Raw genomic sequence first — 1,727 nt, forward strand, 5'->3', positions numbered from 1 at the left:
GCAGCTCGACATGCTCGTTCAAGCCAAAACGCGAGGCGAGAGCCTGCAATGAGGCGAAATAACCGTCGGCATAGCTGCGGTCCAGGCTGTTGAAGACGTGGAAGGCGCCTTCGGTGAACACATGTATCCGCGCTCCGGGAGCATGGACGCGGCCGATCGCCCGAGCGAGCTGGTTAAGCCGGGCCAGCGATACGACCTCGCCGAGGTCGGCGGCCGTGCGGTCGGTCTTCAGAGGGACCGGCATCTTGTAGGGAAATCCCAGGATCGTCAGGTCGAGGCGGCGGCCTTCGGCCACCACTTGGCCAAAGCGCTGCAGCCATTCCTCGCGTCGGGAGGACAGGAATGCCGGGTCGCCGAAAACCACGCCGGGATCGGCGAAGACTGAATAGATCGCCTCTGCGGTCTCCTGACCTTCTAGGGGATGAATTTTGGGCGCGAAGGTCTCCAGCCATGCGGAAAACTCGGTCTCGGTCATCTCACGCGCTTCGGCGAAGCGGCTTGTCGGCGTGGGCTTGTCCAGATGCAGGAAGGGTTGGAAGGGATATATGTAAGGGCTTGTTTTTGCGGTCATTTGGCGAGCCATTCAGGTAAGGTCGTGACCAGCGCCGGAAACAGCGCCAGCAGCACGAGGATCGAGAAGAGGAGGACGTAGAAGGGGACCATTTCGCGCAGGAACTCGCTGATGCGGCAGCCTGTCATCGTGCAGACGGTGAACATCACGATCCCGACCGGCGGCGTGAGCGTCGAGAGGGTCAAGGTGACCACGACCAGCACGCCCATGTGCACCGGATCAATGCCGAAGTGGGTTGCAATGCTGACCAGGATTGGCGCCCCGATGATCATCACGGCTGCGCCTTCGATCACCATCCCGAGCACCGTCAGCGCCATGCAGGTGATCAGCAGGACAAGGACCGGAGTCTCGGTAATGCCTGACAGCATGCTAATGATCTTGAGAGGAACCTGCTCGATCGCGAAGATGTAGGAGAACGCGCCGGAAGCTCCGATGATGATGAGAACCGTCGCGCTGGTCCGCGCCGTTTCCCGCAAGACGTCCCAGAGGTCTGTCAGCGTCATGCTTCGGTAGACGAACAGGCTGATCACGATGGTGTAGGCCGCCGCCATTGCCGCCAGTTCGGTGATCGTGAAAAGACCGGTGCGGATGCCTCCAACCAGAATGACCGGCATCATCAGCGCCCAGGCGCAATCGACGAAAGCGTGGCCCTTCTCTCTCCAGCTGGACGCCGTTTCGCGCACCGAACCATATTGGCGCAGGCGGGACAGGACGGCGACGAGGGCAAGGAGCCCAGCCCCGATGATCACGGCGGGGACAATCCCGCCGAGAAACAGCGCGCTCACCGACACCTGTCCCAGCAGCCCGTAGAGGATGAGAGAGGTCGATGGCGGCAGGATCGGCGCGATGACTGAGGAGGCTCCGGCAATGGCCGCCGCAAAACCCAGCGAATACCCCCGCTTCTGCATCTGGGGAACGAGGATACGGGAGTCTACGGCCGCATCTGCCACGGCTGACCCGGACATCGACCCCATCACGAAGCTGTTCAAGACGCCAACCTGCGCCAGACCACCGCGCCAGTGGCCGATCAGGATGTTGGCGAAGCTCATGATCTTGTCGGCAATGCCGCCCCGCGCCATCACCGTGCCGGCCATGATGAAGAACGGGATCGCAAGCAAGGGAAACGACCGCAGCGGGAGTTGCACCTGCTGCATCA

At 62.0% G+C, this 1,727-nt stretch carries 2 protein-coding genes; both read right to left on the reverse strand.

Annotation, left to right across the window (positions count from 1 at the left end; all coding sequences use genetic code 11):
* Window positions 1-475, reverse strand: a 475-nt coding sequence (locus tag C5F48_RS23565) for an L-tyrosine/L-tryptophan isonitrile synthase family protein (protein ID WP_181247771.1), incomplete at its 3' end; no start/stop codon positions are given.
* A gap of 92 nt (window positions 476-567) precedes the next feature.
* Window positions 568-1,727, reverse strand: a 1,160-nt coding sequence (locus C5F48_RS23570) for a TRAP transporter large permease (protein ID WP_107666097.1), incomplete at its 5' end; no start/stop codon positions are given.

It is taken from the genome of Cereibacter changlensis JA139, assembly GCF_003034985.1.
In the GTDB taxonomy this organism is placed as follows: domain Bacteria; phylum Pseudomonadota; class Alphaproteobacteria; order Rhodobacterales; family Rhodobacteraceae; genus Cereibacter; species Cereibacter changlensis.